Origin of the sequence: Flavobacterium fluviatile (assembly GCF_010645065.1) — a bacterium.
GTDB classification, from domain to species: Bacteria; Bacteroidota; Bacteroidia; order Flavobacteriales; family Flavobacteriaceae; genus Flavobacterium; species Flavobacterium fluviatile.
Genome location: NZ_JAADZW010000011.1, coordinates 1 through 23616, shown reverse-complemented (window position 1 = coordinate 23616; position 23616 = coordinate 1). Strand labels below are relative to the sequence as shown.

General features: G+C 34.3%; 15 protein-coding genes. 8 read left to right on the top strand and 7 right to left on the bottom strand.

From position 1 onward, the window contains the following. Window positions 1-7: 7 nt before the first annotated feature. From aldA to GXM17_RS12430, 6 genes are all read right to left on the bottom strand, one after another. A complete protein-coding gene (aldA, locus tag GXM17_RS12455) occupies window positions 8-1462 on the bottom strand; it encodes an aldehyde dehydrogenase (RefSeq protein ID WP_144219277.1) in 1455 nt (484 codons plus the stop codon). A gap of 25 nt (window positions 1463-1487) precedes the next feature. Continuing rightward, on the bottom strand, window positions 1488-2258 hold the full coding sequence (locus GXM17_RS12450) for an SDR family oxidoreductase (RefSeq protein ID WP_163399655.1): 771 nt from the start codon (window positions 2256-2258) through the stop codon (window positions 1488-1490). Window positions 2259-2377: 119 nt separating this feature from the next. Continuing rightward, window positions 2378-3394: a zinc-dependent alcohol dehydrogenase gene (locus GXM17_RS12445; protein ID WP_163399654.1), complete on the bottom strand. Its 1017-nt coding sequence runs from the start codon at window positions 3392-3394 to the stop codon at window positions 2378-2380. A gap of 196 nt (window positions 3395-3590) precedes the next feature. Beyond that, window positions 3591-4382 carry an IclR family transcriptional regulator gene (locus GXM17_RS12440; protein WP_163399653.1) on the bottom strand — a complete coding sequence of 264 codons (792 nt, stop codon included), beginning with the start codon at window positions 4380-4382 and terminating at the stop codon, window positions 3591-3593. 173 nt (window positions 4383-4555) lie between these two features. Then, window positions 4556-5806 (bottom strand): glycoside hydrolase family 117 protein, encoded by a 1251-nt coding sequence (locus tag GXM17_RS12435; RefSeq protein ID WP_208796439.1) that lies wholly within the window; start codon window positions 5804-5806, stop codon window positions 4556-4558. Between the two features lie 23 nt (window positions 5807-5829). Then, window positions 5830-8373 carry a glycoside hydrolase family 2 TIM barrel-domain containing protein gene (locus tag GXM17_RS12430; protein ID WP_244307393.1) on the bottom strand — a complete coding sequence of 848 codons (2544 nt, stop codon included), beginning with the start codon at window positions 8371-8373 and terminating at the stop codon, window positions 5830-5832. Window positions 8374-8864: 491 nt separating this feature from the next. Between GXM17_RS12430 and GXM17_RS12425 the strand changes: the two genes are divergently transcribed. The 8 genes from GXM17_RS12425 to GXM17_RS12390 all read left to right on the top strand — a co-directional run bounded on the left by GXM17_RS12425 (window position 8865) and on the right by GXM17_RS12390 (window position 22832). Further along, window positions 8865-10547: a tetratricopeptide repeat protein gene (locus GXM17_RS12425; RefSeq protein WP_144219274.1), complete on the top strand. Its 1683-nt coding sequence runs from the start codon at window positions 8865-8867 to the stop codon at window positions 10545-10547. A 653-nt stretch (window positions 10548-11200) separates the two neighbouring features. Continuing rightward, entirely contained in the window at window positions 11201-14215 is a 3015-nt protein-coding gene (locus GXM17_RS12420; protein ID WP_208796438.1) for a SusC/RagA family TonB-linked outer membrane protein, read from the top strand. 20 nt (window positions 14216-14235) lie between these two features. Continuing rightward, complete coding sequence (locus GXM17_RS12415) at window positions 14236-15966, top strand: RagB/SusD family nutrient uptake outer membrane protein (protein WP_163399651.1); 1731 nt, start codon at window positions 14236-14238, stop codon at window positions 15964-15966. Between the two features lie 19 nt (window positions 15967-15985). Next, the gene (locus tag GXM17_RS12410) at window positions 15986-17566 is read left to right on the top strand and encodes a hypothetical protein (protein ID WP_163399650.1); all 1581 of its coding nucleotides are present in this window, start codon (window positions 15986-15988) and stop codon (window positions 17564-17566) included. Window positions 17567-17684: 118 nt separating this feature from the next. Continuing rightward, complete coding sequence (locus GXM17_RS12405) at window positions 17685-19865, top strand: T9SS type A sorting domain-containing protein (RefSeq protein ID WP_163399649.1); 2181 nt, start codon at window positions 17685-17687, stop codon at window positions 19863-19865. 276 nt (window positions 19866-20141) lie between these two features. Then, on the top strand, window positions 20142-20879 hold the full coding sequence (locus GXM17_RS12400) for a T9SS type A sorting domain-containing protein (RefSeq protein WP_163399648.1): 738 nt from the start codon (window positions 20142-20144) through the stop codon (window positions 20877-20879). Window positions 20880-21148: 269 nt separating this feature from the next. Continuing rightward, complete coding sequence (locus GXM17_RS12395; protein WP_144219268.1) at window positions 21149-22435, top strand: Ig-like domain-containing protein; 1287 nt, start codon at window positions 21149-21151, stop codon at window positions 22433-22435. Between the two features lie 124 nt (window positions 22436-22559). Then, window positions 22560-22832, top strand: coding sequence for a hypothetical protein (locus GXM17_RS12390; RefSeq protein WP_208796437.1), 273 nt, complete (start codon window positions 22560-22562; stop codon window positions 22830-22832). Window positions 22833-23320: 488 nt separating this feature from the next. Here the strand turns inward: GXM17_RS12390 and GXM17_RS12385 are convergent, their stop codons facing one another. Further along, window positions 23321-23446, bottom strand: coding sequence for a transposase (locus GXM17_RS12385; RefSeq protein ID WP_244307398.1), 126 nt, complete (start codon window positions 23444-23446; stop codon window positions 23321-23323). Between the last annotated feature and the right edge of the window lie 170 nt (window positions 23447-23616).

The window sequence follows — 23616 nt, the reverse complement described above, 5'->3', positions numbered from 1 at the left end:
GTATTAACTAAGCTTTATGTCTAATGTAAAAAGTTTTCTTTTCTAAATACTGTTCAAAACCATACTTTCCATCCTCTCCGCCAGAACCAGATAATTTATATCCGTTGTGGAAACCTTGGTGTTGTTCACCATGGCCACGGTTTACATAAATTTCTCCGTATTCTAATTCGTCATTACATTTCATAATCGTGTTCATGTCATTGGTGAAAACCATAGCAGCCAAACCATATTCACAATCATTGGCAAAACCAATAACTTCTTCAAAAGTTTTGAATTTTAAAACAGGTAAAATTGGTCCAAAAGACTCTTCGTGAACAATAGTCATGTCTTGCGTAACATTGGTCAAAACAGTCGGTTCAAACCAATATCCCTTTTCAAATCCAGCACCCGTTGGTTTGTTTCCACCAGTGGCAACGGTTGCTCCTTCTTTGACACTCACAGCAACTAAATGTTCCATTGCTTTCAATTCGGCAGCGTTTACTTTTGGTCCCATATCTGTTTCTTCCAACATTGGATCACCTACTTTTAACGCTTTTACTTTTGGAATGAATTTTTCCATAAAAACATCATAGATATCCTCGTGCAAATACATACGTTCGTTACAAGTACACACTTGACCACAGTTGTCAAAACGCGAATGTAAGGCAGCATCTACAGCCGCATCGATATCAGCATCAGCAAAAACGATAAAAGGTGCTTTTCCTCCTAATTCTAATTGAACGTGCGTTAAGTTATCTGCTGCATTACGAGCAATATCCTGACCTACAGGTGTAGAACCTGTCATGGTAACCATTTTCGTGATTGGGCTTTTTACCAAAGCATTCCCCATCGCTCTACCTGGACCTGTAAGGATGTTGATAACCCCCGCAGGAATCCCTACCTTATTGGCAATATTTCCTAATTCTAAAGTAGATAAAGGTGTTTCAGACGTTGGTTTGATAACAATACTGTTTCCTGCAATCAAAGCTGGTCCTAACTTACGAGCTGCTAAAGCAAAAGGAAAATTCCAAGCTGTGATGGCAACGATTACGCCACGAGGTACTTTCTGAATCCAAATTTGCTCATTGGCATTATCAGAAGGGATAATATCTCCTTCGATTCTGCGAGCGCCTTCACAAGCATACTCGATAAAAGATGAAGCTACTGCTACTTCAAAACGAGCTACTTTTAATAATTTACCTTGCTCTTTTACAATTAATTGTGCTAGATATTCAGCATTTGCTTTAATTTCGTTAGAGAATTTATATAATAATTCTGCTCTTTCTCTGGCAGGTTTTTTCTTCCACTCTTTTTGAGCTTTATCTGCAAAAGCTAAAGTTTCTAAAGCTTCTTCAGCAGTACCGTTTTGTACTCTTGCCACCACTTCTTCAGTTGCAGGACTTAACACGTCAATTGTTTCTCCAGAAGTAGAAGTTCTCCACTCTCCGTTTATAAATAATTGGTATTCTTTAATTTCAGCCATTTTACTCCAATTTTAAATATTAATATTAACGTCCCATCCAGCCACCATCAACAAGCATCGTTGTACCGTGCATGTAAGACGCTGCCTCAGAACATAAGAAAACAGTTGGTCCAGCAAAATCTTCTGGTTTACCCCAACGACCTGCTGGTATTCTTGATAAAATGGATGCAGAACGAACAGGGTCATTACGCAATGCTTCGGTATTATCAGTATCAATATATCCTGGAGCAATAGCATTTACATTTACCCCTTTTGAAGCCCATTCGTTAGCAAAAGCCATTGTTAATTGACCGATAGCTCCTTTACTAGCAGCGTATCCTGGAACTGTAATTCCTCCTTGGAATGTTAATAAAGAAGCTGTAAATACTACTTTGCCACTTCCTCGAGCAACCATATCTTTACCAATTTCTCTAGTCAAGATAAATTGTGCATTTTGATTTACTTCGACTACTTTGTCCCACATTTCATCGGGGTGCTCTGCTGCTGGCGCTCTAAGAATGGTACCTGCATTATTCACTAAAATATCAATCTGAGGAAAGTCAGCTTTGACAGCTTCAATAAAGGCATACAAAGACTCTCTGTTACTAAAGTCACAAGCGTATCCTTTAAACTTTCTTCCTAAAGCAGTTACTGCTTTTTCAACTTCACTTCCTTCTGTTTCTAATGAAGCACTTACACCAATCACGTCAGCACCAGCTTGCGCTAAACCAATAGCCATTGCTTTTCCTATTCCTCTTTTGCAACCTGTTACCAAGGCTACTTTTCCTTTTAAATTAAATGTATCTAAAACACTCATTATCTTTTCTTTTAAATTATTTATTCTTAGTATTAAAAACGATTCTCGATACATTTCTTGCTCCTTTTCACTCCACAAAAAACACTCGAACAGACGTTTTTAATAATTACACTAACGGATTACAATTGGCAGTCCATCAATACTTTTAATCCTTCTGGATTTTTGTCGATGTTTTCAAAAACCTGTTGAATATTACTTAATGGTTGCACATCGGTAATCATTTGTTCAAAAGGCAATTCGTTGGCAGTGATCAATTCAATTGACTTTTCATAATCTTCTTTCTCGTAAACACGCGCTCCGATTAAAGACAATTCCTTCCAGAAAAACTTAAACAAATCCACTTCTTTTTTAACCCCGTGTATCGCTACCATTACAATTCGTCCACGAATACCAGCTACCTCACACATGATATCTAAAGCGGGCTGTACACCAGCTACTTCAAATACAACATCAGCTCTGCGGTTTTCCGTTTTGCTCTTTACATATTCAACTAAATCTACCTCAATTGGACTTACAACGTCAAAACCAAGTTCTTTTGCTTTTGCAATACGATTTGGATTTACTTCTGAAATAATAACCTGTGCTCCTACTTCTTTAGCTACCATGGCTACCAATAGTCCTATTGGGCCTCCTCCTAAAACTACTGCTGTTTCTCCTCTTACCAATCCACTTCTGCGAACATCGTGTGTTGCTACAGAAAGCGGTTCAATTAGTGCCGCTAATTTTAAATCTGTAGAAGCTTTTAATTTATGAAGGACGAAAGTCGGCACATTCCAATATTGTTGCATCGCACCTTCACTATCAATACCGATAAACTTCAACTCTTCACAAATGTGATTGAAACCTTTATCAGATGCTTTTACTTTTCTATCATCTAAAGGACGCACTACAATTTTGTCTCCCACCTCAAAATCCGTAACGCCTTCTCCAACTGCATCTACCACACCTGACATTTCATGCCCGATTGTTTCTGGAATACTTACACGTTTGTCCATCATTCCGTGGTAAATGTGTACATCGGTTCCACATACTCCTACATAGGCAACTTTAATTCGTACTTCTCCAGCTGATGGCTCTTTAATTTCCTTTTCAATTACCGTGAAGGTTTTATTGCCTTCATAAATTGTTGCTTTCATTTTTATGTTTTTAGTTTCAAATAATAAACTTGTTTCTTATTTGAAACAAATATAATAATTCGAATGAATAAAAATCCATTTGACTATTATTTTTTTTCGTATATGAAACTAATTTCACAGATAAAACTAATTATAAAAAAAGCGTCAAGAAATTTTTGACGCTTTATTATTACTTTTTATTTATGAAAACTAATTATCATCTGCCGACATATCCCAGTTTTAACGAAATTTCTAAAGCATAATTCGCAACAATTTTACCCTTTGCTTCAAAATCTTCGTGAGGCAGTCGACCGTGTGGAGCAGTGATCCAAAGTGCGGCAACAGGATAACCAGATTCATTGAAGATGGGCGCACCAATACAATGGATTCCCTGAATATCCTCCCCATTATCTATGGCATACCCTAATTTACGCACTTCCTCTAGCTGCTTTGTAAAACGCTCCTTATCAATAATTGTATTGTTGGTGAATTTTTTAAAGTCTAAAGAATTTATTAGTGCTAAGGATTCTTCTTCAGGCATAAAAGACAAAATAGATTTTCCGCCTACCGAACTGTGCAAATAAAATTGTGTACCCTGCTCCACAAACAACTTTACAGGATAGGATGAAGATACTTGCTCTAAGATGGTACCACGTTGTCCTAAAACAACACCTAACATCACAGATTCTTTCAATTCATCTCGTAAAGCTCTCATTATGTCTATAGACAACTCCACAATACTTTGCTCATTCATGGAAGAAATACCTAAAGTTAGCATTTTTCTAGAAAGCGAAATCTTTTTGGTTGTTTCGTTTTTTTGGAGATAGTTCTTAAATATTAAAGTATTGGTAATTCGAAAAGCACTCGATTTTGTAATATCCAAAGATTGAATGATTTCTGCCAACGTAAGGCCTTTTGGATGCACTGCTAACAACTCTATGATCAACAAGCCGCGTTCTAAATTAGGAACATTATAGTTCGATTTTAAATCTTCTTTTTCTGAAATCATATAAAAGGTCTCTTAATTATTTAACAAAAGTAGCATTATTTACTAAAATGTAATCATTTCTTATTTTTTGCATATAACATCATGCCTTATATAATAAACTAAAAAAGAATTCCCTTTTTAATCTTCTTTATAAAAGAATTAAAAAGGGAATTTTAAGAATTTAAAAAGCGTTATTATTTGTGCATGTTTTCAGCCTTTTCCTCTTTTCCATTCACGGAGCTTTCGCCAGGAGCCACGTGAGTTGTTTTTCTTTCTGATGAAAAACGCATGATACTTTGGTAATTCCAGTTGTTGTATTTATGTGTTAATCCCCAACGCAAAACTTCCGTAGGTTCTTTTTCATTATCAGCCGTTCTGTTTAAACCGATGGCGTGTGGCGCATCTTTTATAGAAGCTTTGATTTCAAAATTGATTCCGTCAGGTGACCATTGAATCGTGTTTTTCTCTGGACCATCAGTAGTAATCAATGAAGCGATTCCACCGTTATAAGGCCAAACACATATTTCGTGACCACTATTACTGATTGGGTTGTAAGGTGATTTTACATAAGGTCCCAGTGGATTATCTGCTATAGCAACCCCATGACGAATTTGACGACCTCCAAAAGTCATTTCTTCTCCCATTTGTTCCCCTTTGTAATACAAATAAAATTTTCCTTTATAAGGCAAAATACAAGGGTCGTGTGTTTTATGACTATCAAAATCCCCTTTTTTCTCTACCAGAAAACGGTTGTCTTCCGTACCTTTCCATATACCATTTTCAGCTGGAGCCAACACTGGCGCATCCAACTTTGTCCAAGGTCCATCTGGCGATGTAGACCAAGCCATTCCCACTTTTTCTTTTACACGTACATTGTATATTCCTTCGACAGTTTGGTAACATAGGTAATATTTACCTTCCCATTTCATGATCTCAACTGTAAAAACGGAACGATCATCATACGATCCTTTTTTTCCTCTAGCAATAGCTTTCCCTTCTTCTTTCCAAGTCCAACCATCTGTAGATGTAGCGTACCAAATATCACATCGATCCCACGGAAATACTTTTTTATTTTCCATATCCCCACCAAAACCTTCAGTAGGTCCGGTGCTTTTAGAATACCATACATAATACTTGCCGTTTTCCTGGATAATACCACTTGGATCACGACGCACTACTCCCTCTTCATAAGCCAAATCACCTTTTAGCGGTTGTGGTTCTCCAAATTCAATAAACCATTCATTTCCTAAATTTTGATCCCATTTTAAGGCTCTTTTAGTTGCCGCACTTAAATGATCAACATCTTTAATACCATATTTATCCTGATATTTGATTGCTAATGCTCTAAGCTCTTTCTCCTCTTTTTTAGACTGAGCTGTAGCTGATGTAAATGTCATCCCTAAATAGAGCATGCCCATCATTACTGTTCTTGTTATAGTATTCATAGGTATCGTTTTTTTTAATTAGTTTATTTTTGAGTAATTTTTATTGTATTGCTTTCTAGATTACTTGTTTTTGCTTTTATAATAATATTTGAAGTTTGGTCTTTTTTGGATTGTATAATAAATAGGCATCTTCCTTGACTCATGATAATTTTATTAGACTGAAAATCCTGTACATTTCCAACTGCACCATTATCAATCCCTAGAACTTTAGCTTTTCCTTCAACCGTAAAGCTAATCTCAGGATTAAAGGTTTTTATTGGATTACCATCAGCATCAACAACTTGAGCTACAATGTGAGCCACTTGATAACCGTCTGCATTTATCAATGTTCTATCCGTTGTCAACTTAATAGCATGGGGTTTTGAAGGCGTTATTAATTTCGTTTCAACAGTTTTTCCTTTATGAGTGCCTTTAGCGTAAAGTGTACCTTTCTGATACGGAACAGACCACTTGTAAATATGATCTTCAAAATCTGCCAATTTTTTCTTCCCAAGAGACACTTCATTCAAAAACAATTCTACTTCATCACAATTGGAATAAATTTCTACTATTGTTCTAGTACCGTTTGCATACTCCCAATGTTCATTTACATCTTGCCAAACCCATAGCGCTGTTTCCCAGGCACCTTTTTTCTTTTCAACAGGCTGCCCTGTTTTTTCATCAACTTTATAATTTGATTTTTCTTCTGTTTGGGTAGCAATGTATAATTCAGGTGCATCATTCCATAGCGACTTCATCATGTGGTAAGAAGGCTTTTCAAATCCCGCAAAATCAAGCATACCGCTGTCAGTTCCTTTTTTTGGCCATCTTTTGTTAGATTCTCCCAAATAGTCAATTCCAGTCCATAAAAAAGTTCCAGATACAAACGGACGATCCAATATGGCTTTCCATTCATGCCATTGTACCAAATTCTCAGTACCCATTATAATTTTATTTGGATAGTTTTTATGTCCGTAGTCATACATTACGCGACGGTAACTGTAGCCCAAAATATCTACTGCATCTCCAAAACCGTTTATATGACTAACCGATGGCAATATGGAATTTGCAATAACATATCGGGTTGTATCCATTTCTCTCGTCCATTTTGCCAATTTATGAGCTGTTTCACCAATATTGTATTTTTCTTTTGGACTGGTTTCATACCTTCTCTTAATTTCTTCTGGACCAATAGGTGGAATAGACCAGAAATAATTACCATCCCAATTCATATTAAAGAAACCCGTTGCATCAACTGATCTTTGATATGTCCACTCTATTTCGTTACCAATGCTCCACTGAAAAATTGAAGCATGATTTCGGTCGCGTAACATCGTGTTTTTTAAATCACGTTCTGCCCAGTCCTGAAAATGTTCGCCATAACCACGTGTAATGTAATCTACCGACTTCTCTTTCATATTCAAGCGTTTGTCTTTTGGATTATCCCATTCGTCAAAAAACTCATCTTGAACCAGAAATCCCATCTCGTCACACAAATCGATAAATTCTGCCGATCCTGGATTATGAGAAATACGAATCGCGTTTACTCCTGCTTCTTTCAACTTCACAAAACGTCTTCTCCAAACATCCTTAGGCACAGCAGCACCAACCAATCCTCCATCATGATGCAAACACACTCCTTTTATTTTCATGTTTTTGCCATTCAAATAAAAACCATTGTTAACATCAAACTTTATAGTACGCACACCAAAAGTCGTAATCGTTTCATCAACCGATCGTCCATTTTGTCGAATCGTGATTTTTGCATGATAAAGGTTGGGAGAATTCACATCCCATAAAGCAGGATTTGCAATAGTTGTTCTTAGCGCTAGTTCTTTTTCTTTTCCTGCATTCAAGCTAAGTTTCGTCGTTTCTTCTGCTACCTTCTTATTAGTAGCGTCTAGAATTTCGGCAACTACTTCAAAATCCTGAGTCGTATCAAAAGCATTCTTTACTTTAACTTCTACATTTACTTCACTTTTTTCTTTTGTAACTGCAGGAGTTGTGATATAAGTACCCCAAATAGGAACGTGCAATTTGTTTTTGGCAATTAATTTTACATTTCTATAAATTCCCGAACCTGTATACCAGCGGCTGTCAGCGTATCTTGAATGATCTACCTTTACTTTCACCGTATTTTTATTATCACCTATATAAGGAGTGATGTCATAATAAAATGGAGAATATCCATAAGGATGCTCACCCAGCTTTTGATCATTTAACCAAACTTCGCTGTTATTATAAATTCCATCAAAAAGAATATAATGTAAGGTATTGGATTCTTTACCTAGTGAAAAATCTTTTTCATACAAACCAATTCCACCTACTTTATATCCAGTAGCTCCTTCTCCTTTAATAGAGTCAAAACTAAAAGTGGCACTCCAATCATGCGGTAAATTAATTTCTTCCCAGTTATTCACACCCGCCTGTTCTGCTCTTTCGAATTTAAACCTCCAGTCAAAATTAAAATCAGAACTAGTCCCGTCTGTTTTTGAAGCTGTACAACCATATAAAGCCATACACAATATACTTCCGTAAGAAATCTTTTTCAGTACATTATACCTCTTCTTTTTTAAATTCTTTTTCACTCTATTTTTTTTAATTAACTATAAAGAGATTGTTTCTCTTTTAACTATTTGTGTTTTTTTATTGAGTTTCATTATTCTTTTATTCTGAACATGACAGAATAATCAAATAGACAATCCAAATAAAAAATTAAGTATCGGATTACATTAAGCAACAATGATCGTTAGTATATTTATTTCACAAATTCATTTCGCAACAAATTTGTCTTTTAATATAAAATTATATATATCATAATTTAAATAGATTTAAATAGCACAATACATATAAAAACCTTTTATTTTTTATGAATAAACAACATTAGCAAATATGGTGATAATAAGAGATATAGTAACATATAAGCAACTAGACATAAACTGAACATTGCTAAAATCGAGAGGTATTGCACACAAAATAAACTAGACAATTTTTATATTGCACTTGTTATTAAGTACAATACTATAAGCAAACCCCATTAACTTACATTTTTTTCATTTAAATTTAATCATCAAGATTTATGAAATTCCTATTTAACCGACAAGCACCCGTAAAAAGAAAAAAACCAAAGAAATTTGAATTCATTCATTCTTTGAATTTAAAAAAGTATTTTACTCTACTTATTGTACTCTTTTTTTCATTTTCGACAACCGCCCAGAAAACATATAAAGAAAATGAGTACCTCCGAAAAGCCAAAGCCATAAAATATATTGACTCGAAAAAAGCCATTTATTATTACAAAAAAAGTATTGAAAAATATAAGATAGAAAAAGACACTTTCAACTTAATACACAGCATAAGCGAACTTGCCGATTTATACGGACATAGTGTCGATTATGGAAATTCCTACGATTTGTACTGGAAAGCATTATTACTTGCTGACCAATCTAAAGACGATTTCTCCAAAGCCACTATATACCATGCTTTGGGCTGGCTTTATAGTTTTTACCAACGGGATGATGAAGCCTTAAAATATTTTACCCTTTCTCATAAATTAAAAGAAAAACTCGTTGCTGCAAATGAAATGGATAACGGATACATTGTGAGCGATTATTTTGCATTAGTAAATTTTTATCGTGTAAATGGGAATTACAAAATGGCCAAAATTTACCTTGATAGCTGCTATATCTCCAAACAAAAAACAAAAAACAAAGCCAACAATGGCTATATCGAGGCCGAAGCTGGTTTTCTTGCCGCTACTGATAAAAAGTTTGATGCCGCTATTTCAAAATTACTAGAGGCAAAAAATTATTTTGAAAAAAACGACAAATCCTACCTTATTATTATCAATTCTTTATTAGGAAATGTATATAAAATGAAAGGAGATTATACTCAGAGCGAAATTTATTTAGAAAAATCATTAGCCTTATCCAAAATATACAAAAGCCATGCGAATTATAAATTAATGGATCATACTGCTCTGGCCACAGTTTACTCTAAAAGCAACAAGTACAAACTTGCTTATTTTCATGCAAATGAAGCTATGACATTGAATAATAAAATATTTGGCCGAAAAAGCAAGAACAATCAGCACTTATTTGAAATAAATGACAAATACCGCATTCAAAAGCAAAAGGAAAAAGAACTATTAAAAGAACAGCATATAAAAGAACTGGAAAGCGAAGAAAATATTTGGTTTCTCAAATCGACAATCATGATAATTGTAATTCTATTTTTAATAATCTACGGGCATCAGCTGTTTAAAAACATTCGCAGAAAGCATCTTGCCGAAAAAGAATTATTAGCAAAAAAACAGGAGTTAGAGCTGATAAAAAATAGTGAGATTTTAGAATTAAAAAATAAGGAACTCACGTCATCTGCCTTACAGCTAATTGAAAAAGAGGAATTTATAGAAAAACTAAAGAAAAGCATTACCGAAAACAAAGAGAATATTGACAGCACCTCTATAAACAATATGCTAAAAACTATTCAAGGTTCTTCTGCAAGTAACTGGAAAGAATTCGAAGCCCGATTTACTGCCGTGAACCAAAGTTTTTATAAAAACCTTAAAGAGAAATATCCAGATCTGGGGCAAACTGATCTCAAAATATGTGCTTTGGTAAAGCTTAATTTTTCCAGCAAGGATATGTCCTCTCTATTAGGTATCTCTTTCGAAAGCGTACACACCTCAAGATACCGTTTACGCAAAAAGTTTAAGCTGGATAGAAATGAAAATTTAGCCGATTTTATTGCTTCACTTTAATCCATACTACACAATAGGAGACAAATAATCCAAATTAAACTGATATATACTGTCTTTTTACCTTTTAGCAATTAAAATCTTTTTAATGTGCGTCAACTATATGAGGAAATAATCTAACGCAGAATCTTGGCATAAAAATAAAATCCAAAATCAACTGCAAAACGCATATAAACTTAATACTAATAACTATAAAACAACCTCAATTCTAAAAATTAACCTGAATTCATCAAATATTTATATAAAAACCAAATTTAATTTTACGAGTTTATTTTTAGTTATTCTTTAACTGAAAAAATCCAGACAAAATAGTACTATATAAGCAGTATTTTATCAAAAATTGAGTTTTGTCAAGATATAGTTGTGTCTAGTTTAGTTAGTTCAGTTGTTAAACGCCTTATTTTACTAAAAAAAATGCATGTCTGTTCAGTTTATATCTAGTTTAAAAAAAACCATTGATAATGTCATTTAAGTAATTTAGCAATCGATAAAATACGAAATCAATAAAAAATCCGGACTAAAATTTCATTATCAAAAAAAAAAAAAAACTAACCGTCAATTAATTTAACTACCAAAACTTTATGAAAAAAGAGTATAACTTTTGGAAAAAGACATTCCTTATAATGTTTTTTCTCTTGTTTCTTTGTGCATTCGATGTGAGTGCACAAAACAAACTTACTGGAAAAGTAAAAGATGAAAGTGGGCTACCAATACCAGGGGTAACAATTAAAATCCAGGGATCTACAACTAGTACCTCTACAGATATGGATGGAAGCTATGAAATGGAGGTGAGTGAAAAACAAACCTTAGTTTTCTCATTTATGGGATACAGAACACTCACAAGAACTGTTGGCACTACTAAAAAGTTAGACATTCAGATGCAGCCTGATACGCAAATTTTAAATGAAGTTGTGGTCGTAGGTTATGGAACTCAAAAGAAAAAAGAGGTTACAGGTGCTGTTGCTACCGTAAAGGCAGACCTTATTGCGAAAGCTCCAGTAGCAGATGTTGGAGAATCATTACAAGGCCAAATTGCTGGGGTTAACGTTCAGGCTGCTAGTGGGCGTCCTGGTGAAGCAACTAATATCCAAATTAGAGGAGTTGGTTCATTGACAGGTTCATTAGAACCATTGTATGTAGTGGATGGAATTCCTTATCAAAGCAACCCAAATATCTCACCTGATCAAATTGAATCATTAGACGTATTAAAAGATGGTGCTGCTGCCTCCGTTTATGGTACTAGGGCCTCAAATGGTGTTATCTTGATTACTACTAAAAGAGGTAAAAAGGGAAAAATTAGTATAGATTTCAATGCTTATTCGGGTATCCAAAATATTACTTCAGGTACACCTTTAATGAACACTCAGCAGCAATTGTTTGAGGATTATACAACAAAGGCAATGTTGTCTAGCCAGTTACCAACTTTTTTTATTACAACACCAGAACTTTTAGACTATGATAGTGACTACGTTGGCGACGTACAAAACAACAATGCTTTAATTACTAATTACGGACTAGGTGTTTCTGGTGGAACACAGGATTTAACATTGAATTTTAATTCAAATTATTATAACCAAGAAGGAATTTTAATTAACTCTGATTTTGATAGATTAAGTAACCGCATTAATGGTCAATTTACAAAAGGTAAATTCAAAGCGTTTGTAAGTATGGGGATGACTGTAGAAAATAGAACGCAAGAACCATGGTCTTTATATGAATATGCTATTGGACAAAGACCATGGCAAATTCCATTAAGCGATGTACAGGGATCCGGGTCTAGTGTTGATTATCCTGTAGAAAATGCTATTTATTATGGCTATTTGGCAAGAGAATTACAAAATGTTGACAAAAGAAAAGTTACATCAAGCAATATTGCCGTTAATTTACAATATGAAATAGTAAAAAACTTAACCTATAAATTAAATATAGGTAAAAGTAATTGGGATTATAGAAGGTCTTTTTTCCGTCCACAAGTATTGGTATATGGTCTTGATGGCTCATATAATGCAACTGCCTCAAGAGCGGATGCATTATTGAACGAAGATTACACTTTTACAGACAGATCTACTATAGAAAACATCCTGGATTATAAATTAAATTTAGGTAAACATTCTTTCAACTTTACTGGAGTAGCTTCACGCGAAGAATACAATTCGAAACAAGTTGGTGTAGGTGTAATTGGTTTATTAAGCAATGAAACGCCTTCTTTAGGTTCAGGTCAGGCAGGAACAAAACCAACAAGTTATGATTACACAAATAGCATTAGTGGTTTATTAGGTAGAGTACAATATAACTACAATGATCGTTATTTAATATCAGCTAGTATTAGACGAGATGGTTCCTCAAACTTTGGACCTGATAACAGGTACGGTACTTTCCCGGGTGTTTCTGCTGGTTGGAATATATCTGAAGAAAAATTTTTCAAGGATGGTGCTATCAACAAAGTAGTAAACAGCTTAAAATTAAGGGCAAGTTATGCTCAGTTAGGTAACCAAAGTATCCCTCCATATACGTATGCGGGTCAAATTGAGTCAGGTGTAAATTACTTATTTGGTTCAGATCAGTCATTAGCAAATGGAGCTATACAAAGACGTTTCTCTAATCCAGATGTAAAATGGGAAACAAGTATTTCAAATAATATTGGATTGGATTTAGCTATGTTTCAAAACAAGTTAACTTTTACTGCTGATATCTACAAGAATGACAAAAAAGATATGTTATTGCCTCAGCAAACTCCTGCGTCTGGTGGTACGTACAATCCCAACGCAGTCGATGTGTATAGCCCAATCATTGTCAATGCTGGAAATATGACTAACAAAGGTATTGAGCTAGCAATGAGCTATAAAAACCAAATGGGAAATGGTCTCAAATATAATATTTCTGGAACTTTTACTAAAAACGTAAATGAAATAACTAACCTTGATGGCATTGAAAGAGGTTATGGTAACGGACGTCCTACCAATTCATTAGGGAATGCTGTAGATTTTACTACATTCTTTGCTGTAGGTCATGAAGCTGGCGCTTACTTTTTACTAGAAAATGCAGGTGTTATAAAAGACGACGCAACTTTACTTGAGTACAAAAAAATAGAACCAAGTGCAATTTTGGGTGATATGCGCTACATTGATCAAAATGGTGACAATAAAATCACTGACGATGACCGTGTATATGCGGGTTCTGGTCAGGCAAAATTTGAATCAGGGTTGAATTTAGATCTAACGTACAAAAGTTTCGATTTTGGAATTCAGACTTATTTTTCTTACGGAGCTAAATTATTCAATGGTTCAAGATATTTTGCATACACACAAGGAAGACATTTAGACCAATATTCTATGTGGTCTCCTGAGAACCCTACTTCTGATGTGCCTTCAGACAGAGGAAATGCTTATCACAATAACGTTAGAGCAAGTTCTGATTATTGGTTAGAAGATGGTACCTACTTCAGAATTCGTAATTTAACTTTAGGTTATTCATTACCTGAATTGCTTATGACTCAGTACGGAATAAGTAAAATAAGATTGTATGTTACAGGTATGAACCCTTTCACTTTTACAAAATATACTGGTTACGATCCTGAAGTTGGTGGAAATGGAATCAGTACACGTGGTGTAGATAGCGGTAGTTATCCTGTTTCGAGAAGATTTGTGCTTGGTTTACAGGTTAAATTTTAACAACTTAAAATTAAATTAAAATGATACATAGAAAAATAAATATAAAAGTAAAACTAGCATCATTAGCGATATGCACTGTTTTACTTACTTCAGGTTGTAATGATGAGGATTTTTTGACTCAGGTAAATCCAAATACAATTACAAATCAAACTTTTTGGAAAACTACAAAAGATTTTCAGTCAGCCTTAACTACAGTTTATGGGGCTTTACAATTTCAATCAATAAGCGGTAATGGCCTAATTGAAGATGAAATTATGGCAGACTTAGGGGGTACTGAATCTTGGTACAGACCCTATGCTTACAGAAATTTCACTTTTAACGATGCCAGTGAAGCGGTTACTAACAAATGGGCAAATTTGTACACTGGAATATTTAGAGCCAATCAAGTAATAGAAAAAATTCAATCTGCTGACCCAAGTATTTTTGCTGCCGGTGAAAAAGAAAGTATTGAAGGCCAAGCCCGTACCTTAAGAGCTTTCTTCTATTTCTTAGTAGCTAATACTTATGGAGGAGCTGTTATTCATACAGAAGTTCCGCAAACAAAAGCAGATTTTAATGTGAAATTTAGCTCAATCGCAGAGGTTAATAGCCAAATTATCATTCCTGATTTGGAATTTGCTAAAGCCAATCTGCCAGAAACATGGTCTGGTAAAGACTTAGGTAGAGTTACTTGGGGTACCGCTACTTCTATACTTGGAAAAGTATATTTATTTGACAAACAATGGGGACCAGCTGCGACTGAATTTAAAAGTGTAATTGATTCAGGTGTTTATAGCCTGACTGCGAATATCATGGATAATTTTGATGAAGAGCACGAATTTAATAGTGAGTCAATTCTTGAAGTTGCCTATAGTGCAACTGAAAATCCAGGTGCTAACGGAAGTAATGTTGACGACACACCTTATGCAGCTGGAGCAGAAGCTTCAAATTTAGCTGTAGGGCTAGCGCAATTAAATTATGGTGGATTTAATACGATATTGCCATCTTATTTCTTACACGAATTATACACTAATGATGCGGTAGATGTCACAAATCCAATAAACACTACTAATTTACAGTCTAAACGTCTTACTGCTACTATTGCCCCAAAAAATCTTGAAGGACAATATTATTTAAGAAATGTAGCTGAATTAAAAGGTTGGGGTTATGGTCAAAGTGCCTATGTTAAGAAATATACTAACTGGTATCATTTGGCTAACGAGGACGGAAACTCTAGAAGCGGAATTAACTGCAGGCAAATTAGGTTGGCAGATGTTTATTTAATGTATGCTGAAGCAATTCTTAACAGCACTGGCGATGTAAATGAAGCTATTAAGTATATTGATTTTGTTAGAACTCGTGCGGGTGTAATTACATTAAAACAATATTTAGCAACAAATAGTAATACGTTTCCACAATTACATATAAGCAAAGAAGTACATGGTAATCAACCTTTAGTACCTCCTACAAAAGAAAATGTTTTAACACATATTCATAGAGTAGAAAGACCGCTTGAATTGGCTTTTGAAGGTCATAGATGGAAAGACTTAGTACGATGGGGAATTGCAAAATCTGTTTTCACTGAATTACTTGCAGATGAAAATTGGAGAGTGAAAAATTTTACAACTATAGCTAACAAAGCACCATTGTATATTATAGAAAGAATCAGGGATGATTTCAAGAATGCTGCTGTAACTTATACTCCAGCTAAAAATGATTATTTCCCTATACCATCGGTTGAGAGACAAACAAATAGTCAATTAAACAACTAATTTCAATACCACTTAAATTATGAAAACAAAACTTAAAATAGTAATTGCACTATTTCTTGTTGCAATAGGGTTATATTCATGTAGTGACATTTATGATTCTATCGATTTGAATGAGGCCAACAGCAGAATTATTGTTAGTTCACAAATGGACTATGGAAATAAAATTAGGGTAGGTAGCCACGAAACCTTTGGAGATATTTCAGCGGGGGTTGAGTCAAGACTTTGGACTTTTCCAGAAGGCGTTGTTGACATTGTAGATTCTGACAATGACGTTACTTCAACGGAACAGAATGTTAAAGCTATATTTAACGTTGTTGGAAAACATGAAGTAAAATTACATCAAGTTTTTAAAGGAGAAGCTTATACTACAGGAAGCACAAATCCTGTTGCCAAAGTATTAGATACTACGATAGTAGTAACCGTTTTAGCTCCAATAAGCATTGTTGTTAAAGCAAATTATTTAAATACAGACGGTACTTTAGGAGCAGAACTAAATGTAGTTAATGGTGCAAAAAATGAAGTACTAGCAGGAAGAACGATTAGATATACTTTGATTACTGAAGGGGAACCAGAAGCCTATCTTTGGACTATCGACGGAGGAGATCCTGCGACATCAACAACTGATACTAAAACAGTAGATGTAAGATATAAAAAACTAGGAACATTTGGATTTACTATCAAAGCCAATACCCCTCGCCCATTTGGTGAAGCAACAGTAATGCTTAAAGATTTTATCAACGTAATTCCATCGACTGACCCAGTTACCATGGATGACGCTCAAGTAATAGACGATCAAGGAAATATAGCTCTGAATTACAGTAGAGAAATGAATGCTGAAACATTAAAAGCATCTGATTTTTCTGTTACATTAAAAAACAAATCTGGTGCTACGCTACCTGTAACTATTTCTAGTGCGACAATAAGCCCAACTGAAGGTAATATTGTTCTTTTAAAATTAGCTGGGCAAACCTTGTACAACGACGATATTATTACTGTATCATACACAAAAGGATCGTTAACCACTGCAGATGCTGTTTTTGCTAGTTCATTTACAGATGTTGCTGTATCTTTCAAATCCGTTAATATTTTAGCTTCAACTACTTTTGATTATGGTTTTGAAACTTCAACTAGTGCTGACTGGGTATATCTTGGCTGGGGAGCTCCGTGGAACAAATTTACATCGGCGGTTACAAGTACAAAAGCACATGGCGGCAAAAAAAGCTTGTCCGTTCAAATAGATGCTCGTGGCGGTATGATTTTAGGTTATAATCATGGTGGCGATAAAGGAACTTTTAGACTTACTGCTGGCAAAACCTATTCTATGGGATCATGGGTTTATGTAGAAAGCTTAGGTGACAAAGCCTCTGTTCCTGATTTAAGATTATACTTTACTCCAAATACAGACTGGGGAATAGGTCCAAACCCTGGATTCTCAGCAGATTTTGCAGTTGGAAAATGGGTTTACAGTTCTGCACTAGTAAAAATCAATACAACTGCTGATTATAGTTTTATGCTTAGAAGTGACAACCAAGGTAACTCCTCTGCTTTAAAATTCTATATCGATGACATTACTGTTAGTGAAGCTAAATTAAGACCGTAACTAGTAATGATAATTTTAAACAAATAAGTGCAAGGGGCAGTAAATAATTTACCTATTTACTGCCCTTGCTTTCAAACAGACTTTCTAATACAAGCTATTTTTATACTCTCAAAATACCATGAAAAGAAACAAACGAATAGTGTTTCGTTACGCCATACTACTAGCGTGTGCCTTTCCTACTTATGCGCAAGTAAATGTAAATCTAAAACTTAACGTGAAACATTCCGTAGGAGGCATCTCTACTTTTGATCGTTCAAAATTCATAACAACGCATGCCAATCAAACAGAAACTGAATGGGATGGCGATAATGTTTCGCCCGATTTAAGAAATGAATTTTTAAATGGCCTAGATGTGTACCTAGGAAGAGATACAGGAGGAATTACTTATGTATTAAAAAATCAATTAAATCAAGATCCTGCCAGACCTGGTTTTGCGAATCCTACTCAAATCACTTCTCTAGGAAATTACAGTAAAAGTCAATATGCCCAAAAAACCAACCTTCATCAATACGAAAATAGAAAGAGTTTAGTTTTATGTGCTCAATTGCATCCGTTTTGGACTGGAACAGATCATCAACCCACTAATTCTGGCTGGTATTTAGCCAATGCCACTGCAACGGGTGAATATATGGGGCGTTACATCAACGCATTTAGTGGTGATGGTACTACAGGCCAAAAGAAACCTACATATGTTGAAGTAATAAACGAACCTGATTATGACCTTTTAGGAGGATTAAAAGAATACACTAAATCGATAAAAGATATAGCCGACTTTCATAATGGTGTTGCTGATGCCATTAGAGTACAGGTCCCAAACGCTAAAATCGGGGGTTACACCAATGCTTTTCCTGAATTTGAAGTAGGAAATTTTCAGCGTTGGAACAATCGCGATAAATTATTTATGGACGTTGCCGGAAGCAAAATGGATTTTTGGTCTTTACACCTTTATGATTTTTCATCGATCAATAACGGAAAAAAACAATTGCGTTCCGGGAGCAATATTGAGGCTACTTTTGATATGATGGACCAGTATAGCGTAATGAAATTTGGTGTTACTAAACCCTATGTAATCTCAGAATACGGAGCTCAAACTCATGATTACAATAACAGTCAATGGAGTTCTTATAGAGATTGGTTGATTTTAAAAGCCATGAATTCCCAATTAATGGCTTTTCTTGAAAGACCCAATACTATTGATTTTGCTATTCCATTTGTAGTTACCAAAGCGGAATGGGGAATGTATAATGGAGTTCCATATTCTCATCGTTTGATGCGAAAAGCAAATGAACCAGCGAGTTATACCGGACAATGGGTTTATACGGACTTGGTAAAATTTTATCAATTATGGAAAAATGTTAAAGGTACACGAGTATATAGTAAGACGGATAATTTAGATGTTTTAACCAATACCTATATCGATGGTAATAAGGCTTATGTGATTCTAAACAATTTAAACTTCCAAGCAACTAAAGTAAACTTAAACCTTTTTAACATCAACAATACTGCCATTACAAGCATTAACAAAAAACAATTAACTCTTATAAATAACTTCGCTACACTAGAAGAAAGTACTGTGCCATCACCACTAACATCAGTTACACTGGGTGCCGAATCAACTATTATTTTAGAGTATACCTTTGCCAATGCCATAACAATTAATGAAACTTGCGACGAAACTAAATATTTTGCAACGACCTATTTGCAACCTATTAGCGCAAATCAGCCTATTAATTTTAGTGTAAATGGCGTTCAGAAAAGCACTTATGGAGATGCCGTATTAAGAATTGGTTTAGGAAGAGATCATGGACAATCTTTAAGTCCGATTGTCAAAGTGAACAATACTATTATCCCTGTGCCAACTAACTTCCGCGGTTATGACCAAGCAGAAAGAGATCGATTTTTTGGCGTTCTAGAAATTCCAGTGCCTTATAATCTTGTTACTGCAAATAATCAAATAGCAGTACAATTACCTGACACAGGTGGTCATGTGAGTTCAGTAGCATTACAAGTATATAATTTTAGTACTAATCTGTTATCAGTAGATCCAAAAACTTTCGAAAACGACAATACAATAACAATTTATCCTAATCCAGTTATTGACACCCTAACAATCAAAAATACGTATGCAAACGAATCAAACTCGACTGCAATGATATATGATGGTGCTGGGAAATTAGTAAAAAAAGAAATCCTTAGTAGTGCTAGAATTAATGTGAGTTCACTTTCAGAAGGGATTTATTATATCGTTTTTTTAAAAGAAAACAAGAAAATAGGGGCAGCAAAGTTTATTAAAAAGTAAAACACTCAATACTTTCTGTCCAGAACCATTTAGTTATCCCCTTCCCCTTAACTAAGAACTATTTGCATGATTTTTTCAAGCGTTTAACGAGTATAATAAAAAAACTTATAATTCATGGGAAATGTTTATATAAATAGTAGTTTACTTTCATTATAGTCTAGTTTTTGTCGAGTAACAAATTTACTTAAAAGAAAATTTAAACAATAATCTTACTAAAGAATAAAAGCATATACGCCATGCTTTTCTCAAAATATTAACAACTAAAACAAAAAAACCATGAAAAAAATTACATTATTATTAATTATGTTTGGCTTAAGTATAAGCACTACAAATTTGACTGCACAAGTTTATTATTCTACAACAATGAACGGAGGCAATACCTATGTTTCTAAGCCAGGTAGCTTTGCTGGTTATCCCTGGGGCGGAATTCCTAACTATACTTTTGATAATACAACTGCCAAAACAATAACTATTGAAATTACTAATTTTGACGCTACTAATCCTTCAGTTGGTAATACTATATATATAAATTTCTCTAGATCTGGTTTCGGAATAGCACCATTGGGTTGGGGTTCAGATAATTTAACTGTTTTAAAAACTTTATCCGCAGCAGACTTTACCAATGGAGCCGCAACTGTTGTTATCAGTTTACCTACTGGCACATTACCTATAGCTGAAACTCCTGGCTATGTACAAGGATATAATTATATTCTGCAAATTGTTGGATCTAATCCTTCAACCGATCAAAATTATGTAAATTACGTAGTAGGTGTAACGGAAACTTTAAGTACAAAAAAAACAAACAGAAACACTGTCGCTTTTTACCCAAATCCAGCTACTGAAGTAGTTACTTTTAATGCTGACTTAGAAACTAAAACTTATAAAGTCTTAAGTATGTCAGGTGCCCTAGTAAAAGAAACAGCAGCAACTAGTTCATTAAATGTATCGGATTTATCTAAAGGAACCTATATCATCGCTACAGATGCAGGTTCTGGAAAATTAATAAAAGAATAATTTCTAAATTGGTCTTTAACCACATATCTCTGATTCGGTAATTAGAACTAAGAGGTTAAAGACAATTTGGTTTTAAAATAAAATAGCGAAATTCTAAACTACTTAAAAAATAGCACTTCATTCATTTGTCAAAAAGTGCTTAAAATTAACAAAACCAATTTTGTACTACTAAACTATAAATATAATAATCCTAAAATACGAAGCGAAATTCTTATATTTTCAACAATAAAAAAATATCCTTTTAGGATTAATTAGTTAAATTAAATAAAATGATTTTTAAACACGCCCTTACAGAAAAAACAAAATTTTTACTTATAGCTATAACATCTCTAGTGTATCTATGTAGTTGTAGCAGCAATAGTTCTGAGTCAGACATTATTCCTGATTACTCCAAACCTACAGCTCAAGACGATGTCCTTGTTGTTGATGAAAACAGCAGCACTGGAACTTCCAATCAGGTAAATGTTTCTTTAAATGATAATATCGGTCAAGATGGAGGTAAAGGAGATGATTATAGCCTATTATCTACTGCTAGCAACGGTACTGTAATAGAAGTTAAAGACGGTATTTTTGAATATGTTCCAAAAATAAATTTTTACGGCTCCGATAGTTTTTCGTATACCTTAACAGATAAAAATGGAGACAAAGCAACTGCAAAAGTAAACATAACGATTAATACCCTAATTAAAGGCCCCACTGCAGAAGATTTCAAAAACATAGATCCAAATTATCCTTCATTTGTTTCAATTACAAATACAACTCCATCTGACATGAAATGGGTGAAGCAGGAAGACATGTCTGATGAATTTACAGCTTGGGATGCTACAAAATGGTATAAATCTACATGGAATTACGGTATACCCGTTTTCATGTCAACATCAAATAGCAACTCTGGTGTTACTGATGGTAATTTATGGATAAAAGCAACTTTAAACGAGAGTAATCCTGATGGAAGATGGTTTCAAACTGCTAGAATACATTCAAGAACTAAAATTAGCTATCCAATGTATACTGAAGCAAGAATAAAATCGGCTCATATTTCTGCATATAATACCTATTGGTTAAACAATGGAGACTCTTATAATAGGAATGAAATCGACATTATTGAGAATAATTCAAAACCATCATGCGGTTGTCAACCCAATTTTCCCACCCAAATGAATTCACAATATTTTCATGCTGATTCGGGAAAAACGCCAGGAGAAATTAGAAATTATGGAAACTTCAATCAAAGTGGTTTACTAGACGTAAATCCGTTGAAAGATGTAAAATGGAATGAAGATTACCATACGTTTGGAGTATGGTGGAAAGATTCCAAAAATATTCAGTTCTATTTAGATGGTGAGCCTGCTGGTAGCGTGGTGGTAGGTGTAGACAAATCTGGAAAAACCTATACCGATCGCGAGTTTACTAGAGATTTAGAAATCATTTTTGATTTATGGACGGCTGATGAAACGTGGTTAGGCGGATTAGCTTCAAAATCAGATCTGAATGATAATAGTATCAATACCATGAAAGTGGATTGGGTTAGAACTTGGAAACTTGAAAAAGACTGAGCGCTCATTCTTTGTCTTTTTCTTGTCAAAAGAAAGTCAACCATATTGCCTAATTTATCTAACAGACATTATTGAGAATAATTCAAAACCATCATGCGGTTGTCAACCCAATTTTCCCACCCAAATGAATCCACAATATTTTCATGCTGATTCGGGAAAAACGCCAGGAGAAATTAGAAATTATGGAAACTTCAATCAAAGTGGTTTACTAGACGTAAATCCGTTGAAAGATGTAAAATGGAATGAAGATTACCATACGTTTGGAGTATGGTGGAAAGATTCCAAAAATATTCAGTTCCATTTAGATGGTGAGCCTGGTGGTAGCGTGGTGGTAGGTGTAGACAAATCTGGAAAAACCTATACTGGACTTGATACTATTTCTGCGACAAAAAGTTAAGGTGGCCTCAATGAAAATTAAGAAAAACGAATTATCTACTTGAACTGAAATGAATCTTCTTTGTGACACAAAAAGCCAATATAATTCAATTCTATTTAAATTACTTAAAAGGTAATAAAATATTTGTCGCAGTTTGTAATAAAAAGGTTTACTTTTGTATTAGAATCAATTAAGAATTACAACTTAAATTTAAACGGATAATTTGCTCCGGAACTTTTCAAAATGCATAAAAACGCATAAAAAGTCCGTGGCAGAATCGTGGCGCAAAACAGAAAAAATATTAGAAATGCAGTATAAAAGCGGGACGCAGAATTTTTGTTCGAATCCCTCTTTCTCCGCTTGATGATATTTCGAAAGAAATCTTCAAAAAACAAAAACCTTTAGATCTCACGATTTAAAGGTTTTTTTGCTTTTACGATAAACTGTACCTATCGGTGTACCTGTTCTGAAAAATGGGGATCAATACGAAAACCTGTGGGATTGAAAAATTAAGCATAAATATTAGTTAGCCTAAAAAGGAAGAATTCTACATTTCTAACACCTCTTAATTGGGATCTAAAAGCTTTTATTTTTGCATTGAAAGATTCTGCTGCAGCATTAGGGATCAGGTGCAAAAGTTGGGGATTAAGCAAAAAGATTAGATAATCTGAATAAGAAGAAGTCTATATTCCTTACTACTCTAAATTGATTTCTGAATGCTTTTATTTTAGGTAGTGTCTCACTAACTGTGTAAGTTGAAAAGTTATTCTGAAAAATATTTGAGCTCTTTTAAAAAGCCCAAAAA

Coding starts and splice junctions, on each gene's coding strand:
- GXM17_RS12410 (WP_163399650.1), top strand. CDS start 15,986: ATGAAAACAAAACTTAAAATAGTAATTGCACTATTTCTTGTTGCAATA.
- GXM17_RS12450 (WP_163399655.1), bottom strand. CDS start 2,258: ATGAGTGTTTTAGATACATTTAATTTAAAAGGAAAAGTAGCCTTGGTA.
- GXM17_RS12440 (WP_163399653.1), bottom strand. CDS start 4,382: ATGATTTCAGAAAAAGAAGATTTAAAATCGAACTATAATGTTCCTAAT.
- GXM17_RS12400 (WP_163399648.1), top strand. CDS start 20,142: ATGAAAAAAATTACATTATTATTAATTATGTTTGGCTTAAGTATAAGC.
- aldA (WP_144219277.1), bottom strand. CDS start 1,462: ATGGCTGAAATTAAAGAATACCAATTATTTATAAACGGAGAGTGGAGA.
- GXM17_RS12415 (WP_163399651.1), top strand. CDS start 14,236: ATGATACATAGAAAAATAAATATAAAAGTAAAACTAGCATCATTAGCG.
- GXM17_RS12425 (WP_144219274.1), top strand. CDS start 8,865: ATGAAATTCCTATTTAACCGACAAGCACCCGTAAAAAGAAAAAAACCA.
- GXM17_RS12405 (WP_163399649.1), top strand. CDS start 17,685: ATGAAAAGAAACAAACGAATAGTGTTTCGTTACGCCATACTACTAGCG.
- GXM17_RS12435 (WP_208796439.1), bottom strand. CDS start 5,806: ATGAATACTATAACAAGAACAGTAATGATGGGCATGCTCTATTTAGGG.
- GXM17_RS12390 (WP_208796437.1), top strand. CDS start 22,560: ATGAATCCACAATATTTTCATGCTGATTCGGGAAAAACGCCAGGAGAA.
- GXM17_RS12445 (WP_163399654.1), bottom strand. CDS start 3,394: ATGAAAGCAACAATTTATGAAGGCAATAAAACCTTCACGGTAATTGAA.
- GXM17_RS12395 (WP_144219268.1), top strand. CDS start 21,149: ATGATTTTTAAACACGCCCTTACAGAAAAAACAAAATTTTTACTTATA.